This window comes from Lentibacter sp. (assembly GCF_965658795.1).
Classification (GTDB): domain Bacteria; phylum Pseudomonadota; class Alphaproteobacteria; order Rhodobacterales; family Rhodobacteraceae; genus Lentibacter.
This window is the reverse complement of sequence record NZ_CBFHTG010000005.1, coordinates 130,077-149,190: the sequence shown is the minus strand read 5'-3', so window position 1 is coordinate 149,190 and position 19,114 is coordinate 130,077. Positions and strand designations below refer to the sequence as shown.

Below are 19,114 nucleotides of genomic sequence, written 5' to 3'. Positions count from 1 at the left end.
ATCCCTCGAATTTTTCATCTCTCAAGGAATGGTATGCTGCCACAATCAGGCAACTTCTGGGCGCTCGTGCGATAATATCAGGGTTTTACCACGGATCGTTCGTGGCCGCGAAACAGTGAAACAGATGTTTCCAAGGTGCTCAGCGGGCACAGCTATCTCCCTTGCGCCCCCCGGCCGCGCCTAAGGGCGCGGGGGCCGAGCAGTCGCATCACAGGCGCGGTCAGGGTCTTGCAACGCACAGCCAGCCGCGCCTGCGTGGTAATGATAGCCAAGCTCTGCGCTCTCGTGACCATTGCACACATCCAGTCCGACAGGCGCGGTTCCGTCAGCCAGAAGATGGGTGAAAATTCCGTATCCATCCATCGCAATCCCTATCTGCTCGGCCTCTGCCGTCGCCGCCGCACCACTTTCAAGGCAGCCTGTGACGGCATGGTAGTGATAGCCGACATGGAGGTTCACATGCCCCCCGCAGTCATCAAATGGCGCCAGGGTATGCGCATCCAAAATCGCATCAACCGGCGCTGGCACATCAAGGCGGATGCCGTTCTTGGCCACACCTGCACCAACCATGCGGGTTTCATTTTTTCGCCACGTGTCGTGAGGGGCGAGCGGGATAATATAAGTCATCGTGGCCCCATCCTCCATATACTCGGGCAAACACTGCACACAGTAGTTGTTATACGCGGGGTCGACATCAGGGCGCGCAGCGGCTTCACAAGCCTCTCTCGTGTCGGTCACGCGCACCTGACCTGTCGTCTGGTCAAAAAGCTGCCATGTCTCGTCGTCGTAAAGCGTCGGCAGCTCGGTGATGAACGCGCCATCAACATCATGCACTGTGCCGTCCTTCAGCCAGATCCCGCCCTTGTCGGCCCCGTCACTCACAGAGGTCGGACACCACGGGCCGGGTGTATGGGCTTTCGGCTCGGCCTTGATGGTGATGGAAAAACACGTGGTCTCGGTTCCGCGCGACAATTTGCAATCGACCAAACTCGGCCCGCTGACCACATTGGCCCCCTCAAAGAAATGCGCATGTGAGATATAGTCCTTGATTGATCAGGCCTGCGACGTTCAGAGCCGTTAGGACTTCTACGCAGCAGGCTCCGCTTTCTGTCGGTCATTGTGGGGCGTTTATCAGCACGCGCCTCGCACGCTGCGTTTACCAGATTTCCCTAACGAAGCGTAAAGATCAGGCGGTGCACGCATGGTGCACGCCCGGTGCACGCATATCACCCCCCCGTTTTCAGCAGCGCAGCAGGCCTTAACCCCACCGCGCGGTGCGGGTCAGGCCACCATGGCTTCCGCCTTCTTCAGGTCAACGCTCACAAGCTGGCTCACGCCGCGCTCCTGCATGGTCACGCCAAACAAACGGTCCATCCGGCTCATCGTCACAGCGTGGTGCGTGATGATCAAAAAGCGCGTGTCCGTCTGGCGGCACATCTCGTCCAGAAGGTCGCAAAACCTTGTGACATTGGCGTCATCCAAAGGCGCGTCGACCTCGTCGAGCACACAGATCGGCGCGGGGTTGGCAAGGAAGACCGCAAAGATCAGGGCCATCGCCGTCAGCGTCTGCTCCCCGCCCGAAAGCAGCGAGAGCGTCGCCAGCTTTTTGCCGGGAGGTTGGCACATAATCTCAAGGCCTGCATCCAACGGGTCATCGCTTTCGACAAGCACCAGATTGGCGTCCCCCCCTCCGAACAGGTGCTTGAAAAGCATAGAGAAATTCTCGTTCACCTGCTCAAAAGCTGTCAGCAGGCGCTCGCGCCCCTCGCGGTTGAGGCTCGCAATTCCGCTGCGCAAAGCGCGGATCGCCTCTTCCAGATCGGTCTTTTCGCTCAAGAGGGTATCATGCTCTTCCGACACCTCTTTGGCGTCTTCCTCGGCGCGCAGATTGACCGCGCCCAAAGCGTCACGCTGCCGCTTGAGGCGGTTCACATCCTGCTCGATATCCTCTGAGGCAGGCATCTTTTCAGGGTCTGCTCCAAGGCTCTCCAAGAGCGCCTCGGGCGTCGTGTCTTGCTCTTCTTCGATGCGACCCGCCGCATAGGCCACAGTCTCGCGTGCGGCCTCTGTGCGCGCCTCGGCCCGCGCCCGCGCCTCACGCGCCTCCGAGGCCGCGCGCTCTGCATCACGCTCCGCAATAGTGGCCTCACGCTCCGCACTTTCCGCCGCCGAAAGCGCATCAGAGGCCACGCCCTTGCGCCCCTCTGCCTGTGTGATCGAGTGCCCCAGCTCTTCGCGCTTTGCCGCAATTTCTTCAGGCGCCGCAGTGGCTTCCTTCAGCTCCAGCTCGGAGGCCACTTTGCGCTCGGCCAGCTCGGCAATCCTCTTGCCCGCCGTCTCCAGACGGTGGCGCCAGCCCGAAAGCTCCTTGGTCACTTCCTGTCCCCGCCGCGTGCGCGCCTCGCCCTCGCGGCGCAGCTCGTCATGCGCCGAACGCTTTGACATCATCGTCATGCGCGCCGCCTCAACGGTCATTTTCACATCTTCGACTTCGGCCCGTGCCGTATCCAGATCGCCCAGTTCTTTCAGCCCGCGCTCGGCCTCCTGCAAGGAGCGCCGCGCGGCCATGGCCTCGTCTTCATGACGTTTCACAGCAAGGCCCAAACTGTCGAGCCGCGACTCTGCCAAGGTGCGATCAGCCTCCGCACGGCTCAAGGCGCGGGCCGCCTCGGCCACAGCCGTATCCGCCGCCCGTCGCGCATCGCGCGCGGCCTTATCAGCCTCACCATCGCGCTTGAGCTGCTCTGTCAGCGCCTGATGGGCCATACGCGCCCCCTGCGCCTTGGAATTGGCAGCTTCCATCTGCTGCTTCAGCGCCTCGAGGCGGTTGAGCTGCTCAAGGCGCAGCGCGGCTGCACTGGGCGCATCTTCGGCCCAAGCGCGAAACCCGTCCCAGCGCCACAAGTCGCCATCAAGGCTCACAAGGCGTTGCCCCGGTTTCAGTGCGCCTTGCAAAGCCCCCGCCGCATCCGCATCTACCAGCCCGATCTGCGCCATGCGCCGTGCAAGCACAGCCGGCACATTCACATGGTTTGACAAAGGCGTCACACCAGCGGGCAAGCCTTGAGCTTCGCGATAAGCGGGCAAAGTCGCCCAGCCCGAGGGGCCATCTTCATCCACCTCTGGCGCGCGCAAATCATCCGCCAGCGCCGCGCCCAGAGCTTTTTCAAAGCCGGGTTCCACCTGCACCTGATCAATGATCTGCCCGCCCTCGGCGGTGTCGCGTTCAACCAGCCGCGCAAGGGCTGTGGCCTCGGCAGACAGCGCGTTGACTTCGCCATCAGCTTCGCTGCGTTCCGCGCGCGCATCTGCCTCGCGCGCCTGTGTCGCCGCGCGTGCCGCTTCAGCGGCAATGAGCGCCTCTTCCGCCTCTGCCGACCGCTTGGTGGCCAAGCCTTCAGCCGCCTGTGCTCTTTCAAAATCAACAGCGGCCTTCTCAAGCAGAGCCTTCGCATCTCCCGCCGCAAGCTTGGCTTTTTCAGCCTCGCCACTCGAGCGCGCTTCTGTTTTGCGGCTGTCGTCAAGCAAGCGCTGTGCTGACTGGTGCCGCGCAGCAAGCCGCGCCACATCTTCGGTCAGCTCGGAGAGTGCCGTCTCACGCGACTGAAGCACCTGCGCCGCCTCACCCGAAGCGTCCGAGGCCGCACCCAGTTTGGCGTCGTGGCCCTCGCCTGCTTTCTTGAGCTCGCCAGCTTCCCATTCAAGCCGCGCAATCGTTTCACCTGCATCACGGTTGAGCGCATCTTCCCGCTCCATATCTGCCGCAAGCTGTCGAATACGTGCTTCCAGAGTTTCGATGGTTGCAAGCGCGCGCGTCTCTTGGTCTTGCAGCGTGTCGCGCTGCACCGTGAGACGCTGCAAGACAGCCGCCGCAATCGCCTCTTCTTCACGCAGGGCTGGCAGCGCGTCTTCACATTTCTGGCGCAACTTGCCCGCTTCACGCGCAGCTGTTTCTGCCTGCGCAGCAGCCACCGTACGCTGCTTTAGCACTTCCTGCTCTTCCAGGTGCGAGACTTGGGCTTCCTTCCAACGACGATAAAGGAGCAAACCTTCGCTGCGGCGCAAATCTTCGCCAATCTCCCGATAGCGGGACGCCTGCCGCGCCTGACGCGCCAATTGTGAAAGCTGTGCCGCCAATTGTTCCAGCACATCATCCACACGGGTGAGATTGGTCTCAGCGCCTTTGAGCTTCAGCTCCGCTTCATGGCGGCGTTGGTAAAGCCCCGAGATACCAGCCGCTTCTTCCAGAATGCGGCGGCGGTTCTTCGGCTTGGCGTTGATCAGCTCGCTGATCTGGCCCTGACGCACAAGTGCCGGCGAATGCGCACCTGTTGAAGCATCTGCAAACAACATCTGCACATCGCGGGCGCGGGTGTCTTTACCGTTGGCCTTATAGGCACTGCCCACATCACGCGTGATGCGGCGGACAATCTCGAGGTTGTCCATGTCGTTAAATCCCGCAGGTGCGAGGCGGTCGTGGTTGTCGATGTGCAGCGACACTTCGGCAAAGTTGCGCGCAGGGCGGCTTTGGGCGCCTGCGAAGATCACATCTTCCATCCCGCCGCCACGCATGGCGGTGGGGCGGTTTTCGCCCATCACCCAGCGGAGCGCTTCAAGCAGGTTGGATTTGCCGCAGCCATTGGGGCCAACCACGCCTGTCAGACCGTCCTGAATGATCAGATCGGTCGGATCGACGAAGCTTTTGAACCCCGTAAGTCTGAGCTTGTGAAACTGCACGGCTCGCTGGACACCTTTGATTCTGGCTGCTCACCAGTCTGGCGGGCGCAAAGGCGGCTTGTCAACGCGCGTGCCACCCCATCTGGGGTGGCGCACCGAGTTATCCACAAGATATCGGACAATTAGCCCCGTCCGTGTGGCTCCATAAAGTCGATCACGGGGTTGGTCGGGATAATGCGGCTCGGGTTAATCGTGTCATGGCTGTAGTGGTAATGCCGCACGATATGCGCAAAGTTGACTGTCTCGGCGACGCCAGCGACCTGATAAAGCTCACGTGTATAGGCCCAGAGATTTGGGTAGTCGATCACCCGCTTGCGGTTACATTTGAAGTGCAAATGATAGACCAGATCAAAGCGCACAAGCGTGGTGAACAGCCGCCAATCGGCCTCTGTGAGCGTATCGCCCATCAGATAGCGGTTTGTGCCCAGCCGCGCCTCAAGCCAATCCATTGTGTCAAACAGCGGATCAATCGCCGCATCGTAAGCCGCTTGGCTGGTGGCAAAGCCCGCTTTGTACACACCGTTGTTAAAGCTGTGATAGATCCGCTCGTTGACCTCTTCAATCTCGCCGCGCATAGCCTCTGGCCAGTAGTCATCACGGTTGCCCGTCAGCCCGTCAAACGCCGAGTTGAACATGCGGATGATCTCGGAGCTTTCATTGCTCACAATCATCTCGCGCTCTTTGTCCCACAAGATCGGCACCGTCACGCGCCCTGAGGCCTTTGGGTCATCCTTCAGGTAAATATCGCGTGCAAACGACAAGCCATAGAGCGTATCACCCGTGGCGCCATGTGCGTCTGTTTCAAAGGTCCAGCCATCTGACAGCATGTCAGGGTGCACAACCGAAACGCTGATATGGTCGGTCAGACCCTTAAGTGCCCGAAAGATCAAAGCACGGTGCGCCCAAGGGCAGGCATGCGAGACATACAGATGGTAGCGCCCACTCACCGCAGGAAAGCCGCCTTCGCCCGTTGGCCCGGCTGAGCCATCAGCCGTGATCCAGTTGCGTGCTTTGGCTGTGGTGCGCTTAAAAGCTCCGCCTGTCGAGTTTGTATCATACCAGACATCGTGCCATGTGCCATCTACCAACTGTCCCATCGGGGCCTCCTGTTTCCGTTCGTTGAGCCATACCTAGGCCCCCAAGATGGCCAAAGAAACACCCCCGCCCGCGCAGCCCCCCTGCGCTCATGCACAACAGGCGTCACAACTCTGCAACATTGGTAAAATAGAAAGAGGCGGTTACTTGTTTATCAACCAAGCTGTGCAAATCTATACCTCTCAGGAAAGGTGCGCCCGATGACAGACTATCTATCCCCCGAGGTTGAAGCCGCGCTGAAAGCTGCGCGCAAAAAGGCCATGCTCAAGTCCTCCCGCCTGCGGGTGCAAATGGGCGAGGTGCAATATCCGATCCTCAAACTTTGGGACAAAGGCTTTGCGCTCGACATCACAGGCGCCCCAAAACTGCGTGGGGTTGTTGATATCTTTGACGGCACAAAGCACCTGATGAACGCGCTCATCATAGCCTCCGAGGAAGAGGGGGAAGCGATGCACTATGAGTTCAAGCGCGCCTCACAAGCTCACGACAAGCCGCCCCTTGACTACGCACGCGACGAGAATGCACCCGTCGCGCTCATCGGCAAAGCCCAGCCCTCGCTGCACTAAAGCTTATTGCAAATCTGCAAACGCTCTTTGCAGCCGTTCTACCGCTTGCTCGACATAGGCGCGTGGCGTTGCGAGGTTAAAGCGCAAGAAGCTCTCTCCGCCTGTGCCAAAGGTTGGCCCGTGGTTGGCAGCAATTTTTGCGTCTTCTTCCACGCGGCGGGTAAACTCCTCACGGCTCATTCCGGTGCCCTCAAAGTCAACCCATGCGAGGTAGGTTGCCTCCAAACCCATCGATTTGAGGCCAGGAATAGCGTTGATACCCGCGTCAAAGACCTTTCTGTTGCCATCGATATAGGCAACCAGCGCATCAACCCAAGCCGCGCCTTCAGGTGAATAGGCCGCCTCGGCCATCTCGATCCCGAAAGAGTTCGCCGAAATACCAAGCCCCATCATTTTAGCGTTGAAATCCGCGCGCAGCTTTTCGTCGGGAATGATCACATTGCCCGAATGCCCACCCGCTATGTTGAACGTCTTGGTCGTTGCCGTCATCATGACAAGCCGGTCTTCAATCCCCTCGATATTGGCCATAACCGTATGCTTGGCCTCGGGCATCACGAGATCATGGTGGATTTCGTCTGACACCAAAATCAAATCATGCTTTTTCGCAAACTCAGCCACTTGGCGCAGCTCGTCTGTGCTCCAGACACGGCCGCCCGGGTTGTGTGGCGAGCACAGAATAACCATCTTTTCAGTGCCATCCAAAATGTCTTCGTAGGCGTCAAAGTCCATCTCGTAGCGCCCGCTTTCAAGCACCATTGGGCACTCGACAACGCGCCGGCCATTGGCTTTAATCACTTTGGCAAAGGCGTGATAGACGGGTGTGAAAAGCACAACACCATCGCCCTTTTCTGTCCAGGTATCCACGCACAGCGCGGTGCCATTCACCAAACCGTGGGTCGTGAAAATAGCAGCTGGGTCAACCTCCCAGCCATGCCGCTCTTTCATCCACCAGCAGATCGCAGCACGATACTCGGCGTCTCCGCCATAGTAGCCGTAGATCCCATGCGAGACCATGCGCTCCAAAGCCCCTTGCACACAGGCAGGCGGGCGGAAGTCCATATCCGCCACCCACATGGCAATCCCGTCATCAGCAGGTACATTATAGAGCTTGTCCATCATGTCCCATTTGGCCGAGTGGGTTCCTTTGCGGTCGATGATCTCGTCAAAATTCATGTGGGCTCTCCAGAGTTATCTCGCGTCAAAAGCTATCCATTTCCGCCCCAAGCGCAAGGCCATGTTGCGCAGCGCGGTTGCATCGCCTAAATGAGCCTCATGAAAAGGCCTATTCTGATACACCCCGACCCCCGCCTCAAAAAGGTCTGCGCCCCCGTGGCCGACCTTTCGGATGATTTGCGCAAACTGGCCGACGATATGCTCGTGACCATGTATGAAGCGCCGGGCATCGGCTTGGCCGCCCCCCAGATAGGTGTGCTCTCGCGGCTCATCGTTCTGGACTGCGTGAAGGAAGACGGCGAAACGCCCCGCCCCGTCGCCATGTTCAACCCTGAGGTCATTGCCTCCTCTGACGAGACGAATACCTACGAAGAGGGCTGCCTTTCGATCCCGGATCAGTACGGCGAAGTCACGCGCCCCAAGGTCATCGATGTGCGCTGGATGGACCGCGACGGAAACGAACAGACCGAGACATTTGATGGCCTATGGGCCACTTGTGTGCAGCACGAAATCGACCACCTCAACGGCAAGCTTTTCATCGACTATCTCGGCGCAATGCGTCGCCAGATGATCACCCGCAAAATGCAAAAGCTCAAACGCGAGATGACGCGCACATGAGTGTGCGCCCGATCGTCAAATGGCCCGACCCACGGCTCAGCACACTCTGCGAGCCTGTAGAACAGGCTGAGCTGGGGCCACTGATTGCTGATATGTTTGACACCATGTATGCCGCAAAGGGGCGCGGTCTTGCGGGGCCGCAGGTGGGTGTCCTCCAACGTATTTTCGTGATGGATGCAGGCTGGAAAGACGGCACAAAAACACCGCTGGTGATGATCAACCCAGAGATCATGCCCGAGGGGGACAGAGTGTCACTTGATGAAATGTGCCTGTCTGTACCTGATGTTGCAGTGCCTGTCAGCCGCTCTGAAAGCGTCTGTGCGCGCTGGAGCGACGAAGAGGGCGCGCTGCAAACCGCGCGTTTCTCGGGGGCCGAAGCGCGGATTATCCAGCACGAATTTGACCACCTCGAAGGCAAGCTCCACTTTGACCGCGTGAGCGCTGAAACCCGTGCACGCCTAGAAACCCCTTACCTTGAGGCCTCCAAATGACCGTTCGCACCTGCATCCCGTGGCCCGACAAACGCCTGCGCACCAAAGCAGCCCCGGTTGAGGCCATCACCGATGATATCCGCGCACTCTGGGCCGACATGGTCGATACTATGGAAGCCATGCCAGGTGTCGGCCTTGCGGCTCCTCAGATTGGCGTGATGCTGAGGCTTGCCGTGGTGGATGCCAGCGAAGAGCGTGGCAAAGCCGTGCTCATGGCAAACCCAGAAATCATCGACGCCAGCGGCGTCTTTCGTGAACATGACGAGGCCAGCCCAAACCTGCCAGGCATGTCCGCTGTCATCAAGCGCCCCCGTGGCGTGAGCGTACGGTTTATGAATGCCGAAGGCATGATTGACCGACGCGATTTTGTCGGCCTCTGGGCAACGTCGGTGCAGCACCAGATTGATCACCTCAATGGGCGTATGTATTTTGACCGCCTCTCAAAAGTGAAGCGGGACATGCTCCTGCGCCGTGCAAGGAAGCTGTCATGAAACTTGTGTTCATGGGCTCACCCGACTTCAGCGTCCCGGTTCTGGACGCTCTGGTTGCTGATGGCCACGAGGTTGCAGCTGTCTACTGCCAGCCACCCCGCCCCGCTGGTCGCGGTAAGAAAGAGCGGCTCACCGCCGTTCACGCCCGCGCTGTCGAACTCGGGCTTGAAGTGCGCCACCCTGTCAGCCTCAAAACCGAAGACGCGCAAGCAGAGTTCGCTGCCTTCGCACCTGAAATTGCCGTTGTTGTCGCCTACGGTCTGATCCTACCACAAGCCATCCTTAGCACGCCAACCCACGGCTGCCTGAACATCCACGCCTCGCTCTTGCCCCGTTGGCGTGGTGCAGCCCCGATCCATCGCGCCATTATGGCGGGGGATGCGCAAACAGGCGTTTGCATCATGCAGATGGATGCGGGCCTTGATACAGGGGCCGTACTCCTGCGCCAAAGCACCGCCATCGGAGCCGAGGAAACAACAGCACAGCTTCATGACCGCCTCTCAGCCCTTGGTGCAGAGGCCATTATCATCGCACTTAAAGAGCTGTCGCACCTCACGCCCGAGCCGCAACCAGATGTTGGCATCACCTACGCCGAAAAGATCAGCAAAGACGAAGCCCGCGTTGACTGGGCCCGCCCCGCCGAAGAGATTGACCGCCAGATCCGGGGCCTGTCCCCCTTCCCTGGCGCATGGTGCGAGCTGAACGGCACGCGCCTGAAGCTTCTGGCCTCGCGCTTGGCAGAGGGCCGTGGTGGCGCAGGCGAAGTGCTTATGCCGCCCGCGACAGTGGCCTGCGGCACAGGCGCAGTCGAGCTACTCCGCTTGCAAAAAGCAGGCAGTCAGGCTCAAGATGTTAAAGAGTTCACACGCGGCACCCCTCTCCCGACGGGAACGCGCCTTAGTTAAGGACAAAAGTTTCATGTTCCCCTCCATGATCGGAACGGTCGTTATCGCCGGTATCATTGGCTACCTCAGCGAGCGCTCACGCTTCACACACAACGGCATTCTGCAATCCATTATCATCTGTGTCGGCGGAGCCTTCGTGTTTTACTTCATCAGCCTGATGTTCAACATCGGGTTTAGAAGCCATGGAATGAATGCGATAGCAGCCTCTATCGGGGCACTCGTGATCATTCCGACTCATTGGAGGAAGTGATATGGCGCTCTACCTGATCATCATCGGCGCGGCTGCGGGCTTTCTCGCCACACGGCTGATGCGGCTTGAAACAGACATTGTCACAACAATGGCCATCGGCATCGCAGGCGCGCTCGTCGGCGGCTTTCTGTTACGCTTTCTGCTCACTGTCATGGGCCTGCTCGGCGGCCTGATCGGCGCGGTCATGGGTGCAATGCTCGTCATCTGGATCTGGCAGAAATATTTCAAAAGTTAGGGTTTGGGAGGACGGGCCCGATACACGGGCAACCGCCATCCAAAGGCAATAGACCCTGCCCGCAAAACAAATGTGCTCAAAACACAAGATCCAAAGACAACCAGTGGCGCGCCTGAGATCAGAGCCGCTAACAGCGCCACACAAGCGCCACCAAATGCCGCCGAAACATAAAGCTCTCCCTGTCGCAGCACCATCGGCACCTCGTTGGCAACCACGTCGCGCATAAGCCCCCCAAACGTGCCCGTCATGACGCCCATCAGCAAGACGACAGGTGCCTCATGGCCAAGCGCCATCGCCACACCAACACCTGCGGCAACAGCCACACCAAGCGCCAAAGCATCAAGCCACAGCAAGAGCTTTGCACGGCTTTCAAACAGATGCGCCGTGAAAAAGATCAGCACAGCAGCCAAGCAAGCAATTGCAATATGCTCAGGCTGGGCAATCCAGAAGACAGGATTGCGATCGAGCAGCAGGTCTCGCAATGTGCCTCCCCCCACAGCCGTAAGAGAGGCCAGAAACGCAAACCCGATCAGATCAAGCTGCGCACGGCTCGCGGCCAACGCCCCCGTCAGGGCAAAGATCAAAACCGAAGCATAATCCAGAAGAGCGAGTGCGCTCATCCTGCTGCTTTCTTCGGCTTGAACGGCTCCATGCCCGCGCGCGCCAGCTCATCAGCACGCTCGTTTTCAGCGTGCCCCGCATGCCCCTTGATCCACTTCCAAGTCACCGCGTGACGCTCTTGTGCCGCGTCAAGGCGCTGCCAGAGATCGACATTCTTCACGGGCTTCTTGTTTGATGTTTTCCAGCCATTTCGCTTCCATCCGAAAATCCAGCCAGTCACACCGTTTTTCACATAGGCGCTGTCCGTCACCACAGTTAACTGGGATGGCTTTTCCAGTGTTTCCAGCGCGTTGATAGCCGCCAAAAGCTCCATGCGGTTGTTCGTTGTGTCCGCTTCACCACCTTGCAGGCAACGCTCTTTCACAACTTCAGCACCCTGTTTCGCCAAAAGCAGAACACCCCAGCCGCCTGGCCCTGGGTTGCCGCTGCAGGCACCGTCAGTATAGGCAAAAAGCTCAGCCATGGGCACGCACCAGAATAAATTTATCTACGGTTCCAGACAAGCCAGCCCCCTCTCCAAGATAGGTTTCATAAGGCTCAAAGCCAGCATCTTTCAGCAAAGCCAAGAGCTCGGCTTCCGTCACATAGGTATATGCCCGCCCCAAAGCGTCTCGAGACTCCGTATCACCAAGTTTCATTCCAATGTGAAAAACGCCGCCTGTCTTAATCGCCCGCTTAATCTGCGCCATGTGCTGAGGCAGCTTTTCCCGCGGGGCGTGCAACAAAGAAAAACTCGCCCACACACCGTCATATATGTTCTCGGCATCAAGCTCGTCAAAGAACGCCTGCCAAACATTCAGCCCGTCGACTTGGCGCGCGAGCTCTACCATAGCAGCAGAGCCGTCCACGGCATCAACGCGGCACCCCAGTCGCAGCATCTCGGCCGCGTAATGGCCCGGCCCGCAGCCCAGATCAAGCACCCGCGCACGATCAGGCAAATCCGCGACAAATTCGGCAAGGCTCTTATGTTCGGCTTTGCTCACCACGAGGCGAGCGTAGTCTTGCGCCTTTACATCATAGACCGCAAGCGTCTCGACATCGGCACTCATACGGGCATCCGCAGCACGCGAGGCACCTTGAATTCGACATTCTCTTGCGCCGTTTCCAGCACCTGAACATCAAGTTCATACCGCGCAGCCAAGGCATCAATCACCTCTTGCACCAAGAGCTCAGGCGCAGAGGCCCCGGCCGTAATGCCAATAGATGTGATGCCCTCCAGTGCGCGCCAGTCGATATTGGTGGCGCGTTGGACGAGCTGAGAATAGCCACACCCCGCATTTGCACCCACCTCAACAAGTCGCTGGGAGTTTGACGAATTGGGGGCACCGACCACCAACATGGCATCCACTTCTGTCGCCATGGCTTTCACCGCTTCTTGACGGTTGGTCGTGGCGTAGCAAATATCTTCTTTGTGTGGCCCAACGATAGCGGGAAAGCGCCGCTGAAGCGCGGCCACAATACCTGCGGTATCATCAACCGAGAGTGTGGTTTGGGTCACAAACGCCAGCTTGCTTTCGTCGCGCACGGCCACTTCGCCCACGTCTGCCTCTGTTTCCACCAACAGCACTTCCCCCTCAGGAAGCTGGCCCATCGTTCCGACTGTCTCGGGGTGGCCTGCATGGCCAATCATGATGATCTGAAGCCCCGCCGCGAAATGACGCTCCGCCTCAATGTGAACCTTACTCACCAGGGGGCAAGTCGCATCCACAAAAACCATTTCACGCCGCGCCGCCTCGGCTGGCACAGCCTTGGGCACACCATGCGCCGAGAAAATAACGGGCCGGTCATCGGGGCAGTCTTCTAGCTCTTCGACAAAAACAGCACCCTTGCCGCGCAAATCATCCACAACATATTTGTTGTGAACAATCTCGTGGCGCACGTAGACAGGCGCGCCCCACTTTTCAATCGCCATCTCGACGATCTTAATGGCGCGGTCAACACCCGCACAGAAGCCGCGCGGCGCCGCCAGAATTACTTTGAGAGGTGGTTTTGTCATAAGCGTGCTCCTCGTGCCCCCTGAGCTAAGCGATGCGCCCTCACACGTCTAGACCCAGCTCGTAAAAAAGGGCGCAGATGTCAAAGACACTGCGCCCTGATTAGGTCAAGATCCGCATATCAGTCGTGATCTTCCTGGCTCTGCGCACCATCCCCTGTGTCTTCGCGGGGGGGTCTGCCGATCACGTCTTTCAGATCACTCAGTTCAATGAAATTATCCGCTTGGCGGCGCAACTCATCAGCAATCATCGGAGGTTGGCTACGGATGGTCGACACGACCGATACGCGCACCCCCTGCCGCTGCAAGCTCTCAACGAGCGGGCGAAAGTCACCATCGCCCGAAAACAGCACAATATGGTCGACATGGGGTGCAAGCTCCATAGCATCGACTGCAAGTTCGATGTCCATGTTCCCCTTTATCTTTCGCCGCCCCATGCTGTCGGTGAACTCTTTGGCTGGCTTTGTCACCATGGTGAAGCCGTTGTAATTCAACCAGTCAACGAGTGGTCGGATCGGTGAGTACTCTTCATTTTCAAGTAACGCTGTATAGTAGAAAGCGCGTAAAAGCTTGCCACGGCGCATAAACTCGTGCCGTAACAGCTTGTAGTCGATGTCAAACCCCAGTGACTTCGCCGCTGCATATAAGTTTGATCCATCGATGAACAGCGCAAGCCGTTCGTCTTTGTAAAACATAAATGATCCTTCCAGTTCAGCCCGTACGCACCTGCTCTTGAGTGAATGATTGAGTGGTTGAGCAAGCTGGGCTAATGCGATTAGTTATTCGTTAATACAGGGCCGATCAAGTCAAAGGCCAGATAACACAGGATATTGGCATGACTGCGAAAGCGCAAATTTACCTTATAGCGCTCGGCGGTAACATGCCGTCTTCTGCTGGCCCCGCTGAAAGCACTTTGCGCGCAGCGATAGCCCGCCTGGCAGAAACAGGTCTTACAGTGACAGCTGTGAGCCGTTTTTTCCAAACCCCCTGTTTTCCTGCTGGCGCTGGCCCAGACTATGTAAACGCAGCAGCACAAATTGAAACAAGTCTCCCGCCACAGGAGCTCTTGGCCAAACTGCACCAGATAGAAGCCGAATTTGGCCGCGCCCGCACCGAACGGTGGGGCATGCGCAGCCTCGACCTAGATATCATCGCAGCCGGAAGCCAAGTGCTTCCTGACCTCGCCCGATATGAAAGCTGGCGAAATCTCGACGCAGAACTGCAGCGCATCAAGACGCCCGAAGAGCTTATCGTGCCCCATCCCCGCTTGGCAGAGCGGGCGTTTGTCCTCATCCCTCTCGCCGATATCGCACCTGACTGGGAGCACCCGGTCTCCCGCCAAAGCGTCAGCCAGATGCTTGCGGCCCTTCCTGCTGGTGAAAAAGAGGGTGTAGCCGCTCTTTGAGAGGGCTTTTTAGCTTGTGTTTATGGGCAATGGCTCTTAGTAACAGGCCTTCATTAGACTGATCTGGAGTACCCCATGGCCCGTGTGACCGTTGAAGACTGCGTAGACAAAGTTCCAAACCGCTTTGAACTTGTTATGCTTGCATCGCACCGTGCGCGTGAAATCTCCGCTGGTGCATCCCTCACGATTGACCGCGACAACGACAAAAACCCTGTTGTTGCCCTGCGCGAGATTGCCGACGAAACGCAGACAGCCGACTCGCTGCGCGAACGTCTCATCGAGAGCAACCAGACACAGATCGAAGTTGACGAGCCCGAAGATGACGCAATGGCGCTTCTCATGGGTGCTGAAGCCGATAAGCCTGCTGATGACGACATGTCAGAAGAGCAGCTTCTGCGGCAGCTTATGGAAGCCCAGGGTCAAGGCTAACGCCGACACCCCTGGTCTGCGCAAAAGGTAAGGTAGCGGATGATCCCTCCAGTCGATGAGCTTCTGAGCCTCGTCCGCGCTTACAACCCCAAGACAAACGAGCGGCTGATCACCGAAGCCTACGAGTTCGCCAAATCGGCGCACGACGGGCAAAAGCGCCATTCAGGCGAATCATACTTCACCCATCCTTTCGCTGTCGCCCAAATTCTGGCAGGCCAGCGGCTTGATGACAGCACGATCATCACAGCACTGCTTCATGACACAATCGAAGACACTGGCGCCTCTTATGAGTTGGTGACAGAAAAGTTTGGAAGCGAAGTTGCTGATCTTGTTGATGGCGTCACCAAACTGACCAACCTGCAACTGTCTTCTGCTGAAACAAAACAGTCCGAGAACTTCCGCAAACTCTTTATCGCCATGTCGCGCGACTTGAGGGTGATTCTTGTCAAGCTGGCCGACCGTCTGCACAATATGCGCACGATCAAGGCCATGCGCCCTGACAAACAAGCGCAAAAGTCACGTGAGACGATGGATATCTACGCCCCCCTTGCAGGGCGGATGGGTATGCAATGGATGCGGGAAGAGCTCGAAGACCTCGCCTTCAAAGTGCTCAATGCCGAAGGGCGCGCAAGTATTATGCGCCGCTTCATCACCCTGCAAAACGAAACAGACGATGTGATCGAACGCATCACTGCCGATATGACGCTGGAACTTGAGAAAGCGGGAATTGAGGCAAAAATCATTGGTCGTGCCAAGAAGCCCTATTCGATCTGGCGCAAGATGCAGGAGAAAGAGCTCGCCTTCTCACGCCTGTCAGACATCTACGGCTTTCGCATCATCACCCGCAACGAGGCCGACTGCTACCGCACGCTTGGCGTTATCCACCAGCGCTGGCGCGCCATCCCGGGCCGGTTCAAAGACTATATCAGCCAGCCCAAGTCCAACGGCTACCGCTCGATCCACACCACGGTCTCTGGCCGCGACGGCAAGCGCGTTGAGGTGCAGATACGCACATGGCAGATGCATGACGTCGCCGAAAGCGGCGTGGCGGCGCACTGGTCATATCGTGATGGTGTGCGCACCGAAAACCCCTTTGCCGTTGATCCCGTCAAATGGGTGTCAGGGCTGACCGAACAATTCGATGCCGAAGAAGATCACGATGCATTTCTCGAAGCTGTAAAGCTTGAAATGTATGCCGACCAAGTCTTCTGCTTCTCCCCCAAAGGCGATGTGATCAAGCTTCCGCGCGGCGCAACGCCGCTGGATTTTGCCTACGCCATCCACACCCGGATCGGCGATGCCTGCGTTGGCGCCAAGATTGATCATATGCGCGTCCCGCTCTGGACACGCATTCGCAACGGCCAGTCTGTTGAGATCATCACAGCCGAGGGCCAAACACCGCAAGCCACGTGGCTTGATATGGCCGTCACGGGCAAAGCCAAAAGTGCCATCCGGCGCGCCCTGCGCGAGATGGACAGAGACCGCTTCATCACACTGGGCCGCGAAATCGCGCGTGCCGCTTTTGAGAACGTCGGGAAAAAAGCCACCGACAAAGTGCTGGCCACCGCTGCTAAAAAGCTGCGTCTTGAAAGTGCCGAAGACGTGCTGGCCCAGCTTGGCAGTGCCGAAATCATTTCGCGCAACGTGGTCCAAGCGGTCTATCCCGATCTTATCGAAGACAAATCAGACTCTGTACCGCCAGAGCGCGCCGTGATCGGGCTTTCGCCAGATCAACACTTTCAGCGTGGCACGTGCTGCCAGCCCCTTCCTGGCGAACGGATTGTCGGCATCACATATCGTGGCAAAGGCGTTGTGGCCCACCGTATCGATTGCGACAGACTGAGCGACTTTGAAGATCAGCCCGACCGCTGGCTTGACCTGCATTGGCAGTCAGGCAACCACCCGGCGGTTTACCCCGTGACATTAGAACTCACCATCGGCAACGACGCAGGTGTTTTGGGGCGTGTCTGTACACTGATCGGTGAGAGCAAAGCCAACATCTCAAACCTTGTCTTCCTTGATCGCAAACCCGATTTTTACAAACTCCGCATAGATGTAGATTTGAAAGATGCAGAGCACCTGCATCTGCTCAGCTCCATCCTTGAGGCCGAAAACAACGTGGCACAGCTACAACGGGTCATTGACCCCGAGGCCAGCATTGTCGACAACGGGCCTGACAGTGGCTCTGAGGCAGAGGCGCAAGAGACGGTAAGGACTTAGGTTTGGTCTTCAAACGGCGAGACAAACGGGCTTTGTGGCAGGTCGTCGCAGACTTCATCTACCCGAAAGGGGGGTGGACCCGCGCCTTTCATTATGTCCGCCACCGCCTGCACCGCCTGCCTGACCCACCCCACAAAATAGCTCGTGGCGTCTGGGCGGGTGTTTTCACAACCTTTACGCCCTTCTATGGCATGCATTTTATTGTCGCCGCACTCACAGCGCGCGTGATGCAAGGCAATCTCATCGCAGCTTTGTTGGCCACGTTTTTCGGAAACCCGCTGACGTATATCCCCATCGGCGTCGCGTCGCTCAAAACTGGTCACTGGCTGCTTGGCACCGAGTTTGAAGTCGCCGAACAAAAGCTGGGTGGCAAGTTTGCTGAGGCAGGTGCCGACCTTTGGCACAATTTTCGCTCGATATTCACAACAGATACGGCCGACTGGCACGGCCTGTCTATCTTCTTTGATGAGGTGTTTTTTCCCTACCTCGTCGGTGGCATCATCCCGGGCATCATCACAGCTTCCGTTTGCTACTACATCTCAGTTCCCGTGATCCGCGCCTATCAAAACCGCCGCAAAGGGCGCATCAAAGCCAAGCTCGCCGCGATGCGAAAGAAAAAGACCGATTAATGCGCAACCTTCCCTTAGGGCCCGACGAAAAGGGGCTTGGGGTTTTCGCGGGAATTTGATCAAATAAAAATCAACAGATCGAATCGTTAGGAGCAAGCATGGAAACGTCGGACAAACTGCGCCTTGGCGTGAATATCGACCACGTCGCAACCGTGCGCAACGCGCGCGGCAGCGCCTATCCTGACCCCATACGCGCAGCCAAACTTGCCGAGTCAGCAGGAGCCGACGGAATCACCGCGCATCTGCGGGAAGACCGCCGCCATATTCGAGATGGCGACATCGACGGCCTCATGGCTACCCTCACCACGCCGCTCAACTTTGAAATGGCTGCAACCCACGAGATGCAGGCCATCGCCCTAAAGCACCGCCCCCACGCCGTTTGCCTCGTACCCGAAAAGCGCGAAGAGCGCACGACAGAGGGAGGTCTCGATGTCGCTGGCGACGAAAGCCGCCTCGGGGCCTTCATCGCCCCCCTCATAGAGGCTGGCTGCCGCGTTTCGCTCTTTATTGGCCATGAGCCTGCGCAAATTCATGCCGCGGCTCGGATCGAAGCAGCCGTTGTCGAACTGCATACAGGCGCTTACTGCGACCACCACTATGAAGGAAATTATGCCGCCCGTGATGCCGAACTGGCCGCGCTCAAAGAAGGCGCCCGCCTTGCACACTCGCTAGGGCTTGAAGTGCATGCAGGCCACGGCCTGACTTTTGAAACTGTCGCGCCAATCGCCGCAATGCCAGAGGTTATGGAGTTGAACATAGGCCACTTCCTCATGGCCGAATCGCTCTTTATCGGCATGGAAGCCGCCATACGCCAAATGCGCGCATTGATGGATGAGGCGCGCGCGTGATCCTAGGGATCGGCACAGACCTTGCCAACATCGAGCGCATCGCGGCCACGCTGGAGCGCTTTGGAGACAGGTTTCGCGCCCGCGTCTTCACAGACATCGAGCAAGCCAAGGCCGAGCGCCGACACGACACCGCCGGAACCTACGCCAAACGCTGGGCCGCGAAAGAAGCTTGCTCTAAAGCACTCGGCACAGGCCTTAGAATGGGAATAGCCTGGAAAGACATGGGCGTTGCCAACCTGCACACAGGCCAACCCACCATGGAGCTCACAGGCTGGGCCAAAGAGCGCCTTGACGCCATGACACCCGCCGGCCACGAAGCGATCCTTCATGTCACCCTCACAGACGACCACCCTTGGGCGCAGGCGTTTGTGGTGATAGAGGCGCGGCAGATCCTAGCCTAGCACTCTG

General features: G+C 58.2%; 22 protein-coding genes. 13 read left to right on the top strand and 9 right to left on the bottom strand.

Going from position 1 to position 19,114, the window contains the following annotated elements:
• Positions 1-180: 180 nt before the first annotated feature.
• The 3 genes from ACTG3X_RS05660 to ACTG3X_RS05650 all read right to left on the bottom strand — a co-directional run bounded on the left by ACTG3X_RS05660 (position 181) and on the right by ACTG3X_RS05650 (position 5,834).
• Positions 181-987, bottom strand: a complete 807-nt coding sequence (locus tag ACTG3X_RS05660; RefSeq protein ID WP_439110268.1) for a YHYH protein — start codon at positions 985-987, stop codon at positions 181-183.
• A 294-nt stretch (positions 988-1,281) separates the two neighbouring features.
• Positions 1,282-4,737 (bottom strand): chromosome segregation protein SMC, encoded by a 3,456-nt coding sequence (gene smc / locus ACTG3X_RS05655; RefSeq protein WP_439110267.1) that lies wholly within the window; start codon positions 4,735-4,737, stop codon positions 1,282-1,284.
• Positions 4,738-4,859: 122 nt separating this feature from the next.
• Positions 4,860-5,834: a glutathione S-transferase family protein gene (locus ACTG3X_RS05650; protein WP_439110266.1), complete on the bottom strand. Its 975-nt coding sequence runs from the start codon at positions 5,832-5,834 to the stop codon at positions 4,860-4,862.
• A 198-nt stretch (positions 5,835-6,032) separates the two neighbouring features.
• Between ACTG3X_RS05650 and ACTG3X_RS05645 the strand changes: the two genes are divergently transcribed.
• Complete coding sequence (locus ACTG3X_RS05645; protein WP_439110265.1) at positions 6,033-6,398, top strand: hypothetical protein; 366 nt, start codon at positions 6,033-6,035, stop codon at positions 6,396-6,398.
• A 3-nt stretch (positions 6,399-6,401) separates the two neighbouring features.
• On the opposite strand, the gene ACTG3X_RS05640 is transcribed toward ACTG3X_RS05645, so the two are convergent.
• The gene (locus tag ACTG3X_RS05640; protein ID WP_439110264.1) at positions 6,402-7,571 is read right to left on the bottom strand and encodes a MalY/PatB family protein; all 1,170 of its coding nucleotides are present in this window, start codon (positions 7,569-7,571) and stop codon (positions 6,402-6,404) included.
• A 99-nt stretch (positions 7,572-7,670) separates the two neighbouring features.
• On the opposite strand from ACTG3X_RS05640, the gene def (ACTG3X_RS05635) reads away from it, so the two are divergent.
• The 6 genes from def (ACTG3X_RS05635) to ACTG3X_RS05610 are packed head-to-tail and all read left to right on the top strand — an operon-like array spanning position 7,671 to position 10,561.
• Positions 7,671-8,189 carry a peptide deformylase gene (gene def, locus ACTG3X_RS05635; protein WP_439110263.1) on the top strand — a complete coding sequence of 173 codons (519 nt, stop codon included), beginning with the start codon at positions 7,671-7,673 and terminating at the stop codon, positions 8,187-8,189.
• Positions 8,186-8,680 (top strand): peptide deformylase, encoded by a 495-nt coding sequence (gene def, locus ACTG3X_RS05630; protein ID WP_439110262.1) that lies wholly within the window; start codon positions 8,186-8,188, stop codon positions 8,678-8,680. The genes def (ACTG3X_RS05635) and def (ACTG3X_RS05630) overlap by 4 nt, the downstream gene beginning before the upstream one ends.
• Positions 8,677-9,171, top strand: a complete 495-nt coding sequence (gene def, locus ACTG3X_RS05625) for a peptide deformylase (RefSeq protein ID WP_439110261.1) — start codon at positions 8,677-8,679, stop codon at positions 9,169-9,171. Before def (ACTG3X_RS05630) ends, def (ACTG3X_RS05625) begins: the two co-directional genes overlap by 4 nt.
• Entirely contained in the window at positions 9,168-10,076 is a 909-nt protein-coding gene (fmt, locus tag ACTG3X_RS05620) for a methionyl-tRNA formyltransferase (RefSeq protein WP_439110260.1), read from the top strand. Before def (ACTG3X_RS05625) ends, fmt begins: the two co-directional genes overlap by 4 nt.
• Positions 10,077-10,089: 13 nt before the next feature.
• Positions 10,090-10,326 carry a hypothetical protein gene (locus ACTG3X_RS05615; protein WP_439110259.1) on the top strand — a complete coding sequence of 79 codons (237 nt, stop codon included), beginning with the start codon at positions 10,090-10,092 and terminating at the stop codon, positions 10,324-10,326.
• A 1-nt stretch (position 10,327) separates the two neighbouring features.
• Positions 10,328-10,561, top strand: coding sequence for a GlsB/YeaQ/YmgE family stress response membrane protein (locus ACTG3X_RS05610; protein ID WP_439110258.1), 234 nt, complete (start codon positions 10,328-10,330; stop codon positions 10,559-10,561).
• Here the strand turns inward: ACTG3X_RS05610 and ACTG3X_RS05605 are convergent.
• The 5 genes from ACTG3X_RS05605 to ACTG3X_RS05585 all read right to left on the bottom strand — a co-directional run bounded on the left by ACTG3X_RS05605 (position 10,558) and on the right by ACTG3X_RS05585 (position 13,870).
• Complete coding sequence (locus tag ACTG3X_RS05605; RefSeq protein WP_439110257.1) at positions 10,558-11,181, bottom strand: trimeric intracellular cation channel family protein; 624 nt, start codon at positions 11,179-11,181, stop codon at positions 10,558-10,560. The two genes, ACTG3X_RS05610 and ACTG3X_RS05605, sit on opposite strands and share 4 nt — an antisense overlap.
• The gene (rnhA, locus tag ACTG3X_RS05600) at positions 11,178-11,645 is read right to left on the bottom strand and encodes a ribonuclease HI (RefSeq protein ID WP_439110256.1); all 468 of its coding nucleotides are present in this window, start codon (positions 11,643-11,645) and stop codon (positions 11,178-11,180) included. Before rnhA ends, ACTG3X_RS05605 begins: the two co-directional genes overlap by 4 nt.
• Entirely contained in the window at positions 11,638-12,231 is a 594-nt protein-coding gene (locus ACTG3X_RS05595; protein WP_439110255.1) for a class I SAM-dependent DNA methyltransferase, read from the bottom strand. The genes rnhA and ACTG3X_RS05595 overlap by 8 nt, the downstream gene beginning before the upstream one ends.
• The gene (ispH, locus tag ACTG3X_RS05590) at positions 12,228-13,178 is read right to left on the bottom strand and encodes a 4-hydroxy-3-methylbut-2-enyl diphosphate reductase (RefSeq protein ID WP_439110254.1); all 951 of its coding nucleotides are present in this window, start codon (positions 13,176-13,178) and stop codon (positions 12,228-12,230) included. The genes ACTG3X_RS05595 and ispH overlap by 4 nt, the downstream gene beginning before the upstream one ends.
• Before the next feature lie 119 nt (positions 13,179-13,297).
• A complete protein-coding gene (locus ACTG3X_RS05585; RefSeq protein WP_439110253.1) occupies positions 13,298-13,870 on the bottom strand; it encodes a LabA-like NYN domain-containing protein in 573 nt (190 codons plus the stop codon).
• A 140-nt stretch (positions 13,871-14,010) separates the two neighbouring features.
• Here ACTG3X_RS05585 and folK point away from each other — a divergent pair, with 140 nt between their 5' ends.
• The 6 genes from folK (at position 14,011) to acpS (ending at position 19,107) form a co-directional block, all read left to right on the top strand.
• Complete coding sequence (folK, locus tag ACTG3X_RS05580) at positions 14,011-14,580, top strand: 2-amino-4-hydroxy-6-hydroxymethyldihydropteridine diphosphokinase (protein WP_439110252.1); 570 nt, start codon at positions 14,011-14,013, stop codon at positions 14,578-14,580.
• 75 nt (positions 14,581-14,655) lie between these two features.
• A complete protein-coding gene (gene rpoZ / locus ACTG3X_RS05575; RefSeq protein WP_439110251.1) occupies positions 14,656-15,009 on the top strand; it encodes a DNA-directed RNA polymerase subunit omega in 354 nt (117 codons plus the stop codon).
• A 39-nt stretch (positions 15,010-15,048) separates the two neighbouring features.
• Positions 15,049-17,229, top strand: a complete 2,181-nt coding sequence (locus ACTG3X_RS05570) for a RelA/SpoT family protein (RefSeq protein WP_439110250.1) — start codon at positions 15,049-15,051, stop codon at positions 17,227-17,229.
• A 2-nt stretch (positions 17,230-17,231) separates the two neighbouring features.
• On the top strand, positions 17,232-17,858 hold the full coding sequence (locus ACTG3X_RS05565; RefSeq protein WP_439110249.1) for a DUF2062 domain-containing protein: 627 nt from the start codon (positions 17,232-17,234) through the stop codon (positions 17,856-17,858).
• A gap of 98 nt (positions 17,859-17,956) precedes the next feature.
• Positions 17,957-18,706 carry a pyridoxine 5'-phosphate synthase gene (locus tag ACTG3X_RS05560; protein ID WP_439110248.1) on the top strand — a complete coding sequence of 250 codons (750 nt, stop codon included), beginning with the start codon at positions 17,957-17,959 and terminating at the stop codon, positions 18,704-18,706.
• On the top strand, positions 18,703-19,107 hold the full coding sequence (acpS, locus tag ACTG3X_RS05555; protein WP_439110247.1) for a holo-ACP synthase: 405 nt from the start codon (positions 18,703-18,705) through the stop codon (positions 19,105-19,107). The genes ACTG3X_RS05560 and acpS overlap by 4 nt, the downstream gene beginning before the upstream one ends.
• The last annotated feature ends 7 nt before the right edge of the window (positions 19,108-19,114 follow it).

Coding starts and splice junctions, on each gene's coding strand:
- ACTG3X_RS05595 (WP_439110255.1), bottom strand. CDS start 12,231: ATGAGTGCCGATGTCGAGACGCTTGCGGTCTATGATGTAAAGGCGCAA.
- ACTG3X_RS05570 (WP_439110250.1), top strand. CDS start 15,049: ATGATCCCTCCAGTCGATGAGCTTCTGAGCCTCGTCCGCGCTTACAAC.
- ACTG3X_RS05605 (WP_439110257.1), bottom strand. CDS start 11,181: ATGAGCGCACTCGCTCTTCTGGATTATGCTTCGGTTTTGATCTTTGCC.
- ACTG3X_RS05615 (WP_439110259.1), top strand. CDS start 10,090: ATGTTCCCCTCCATGATCGGAACGGTCGTTATCGCCGGTATCATTGGC.
- folK (WP_439110252.1), top strand. CDS start 14,011: ATGACTGCGAAAGCGCAAATTTACCTTATAGCGCTCGGCGGTAACATG.
- ACTG3X_RS05650 (WP_439110266.1), bottom strand. CDS start 5,834: ATGGGACAGTTGGTAGATGGCACATGGCACGATGTCTGGTATGATACA.
- fmt (WP_439110260.1), top strand. CDS start 9,168: ATGAAACTTGTGTTCATGGGCTCACCCGACTTCAGCGTCCCGGTTCTG.
- def (WP_439110261.1), top strand. CDS start 8,677: ATGACCGTTCGCACCTGCATCCCGTGGCCCGACAAACGCCTGCGCACC.
- ACTG3X_RS05585 (WP_439110253.1), bottom strand. CDS start 13,870: ATGTTTTACAAAGACGAACGGCTTGCGCTGTTCATCGATGGATCAAAC.
- rpoZ (WP_439110251.1), top strand. CDS start 14,656: ATGGCCCGTGTGACCGTTGAAGACTGCGTAGACAAAGTTCCAAACCGC.
- def (WP_439110263.1), top strand. CDS start 7,671: ATGAAAAGGCCTATTCTGATACACCCCGACCCCCGCCTCAAAAAGGTC.
- ispH (WP_439110254.1), bottom strand. CDS start 13,178: ATGACAAAACCACCTCTCAAAGTAATTCTGGCGGCGCCGCGCGGCTTC.
- ACTG3X_RS05610 (WP_439110258.1), top strand. CDS start 10,328: ATGGCGCTCTACCTGATCATCATCGGCGCGGCTGCGGGCTTTCTCGCC.
- ACTG3X_RS05640 (WP_439110264.1), bottom strand. CDS start 7,571: ATGAATTTTGACGAGATCATCGACCGCAAAGGAACCCACTCGGCCAAA.
- ACTG3X_RS05560 (WP_439110248.1), top strand. CDS start 17,957: ATGGAAACGTCGGACAAACTGCGCCTTGGCGTGAATATCGACCACGTC.
- ACTG3X_RS05645 (WP_439110265.1), top strand. CDS start 6,033: ATGACAGACTATCTATCCCCCGAGGTTGAAGCCGCGCTGAAAGCTGCG.
- rnhA (WP_439110256.1), bottom strand. CDS start 11,645: ATGGCTGAGCTTTTTGCCTATACTGACGGTGCCTGCAGCGGCAACCCA.
- def (WP_439110262.1), top strand. CDS start 8,186: ATGAGTGTGCGCCCGATCGTCAAATGGCCCGACCCACGGCTCAGCACA.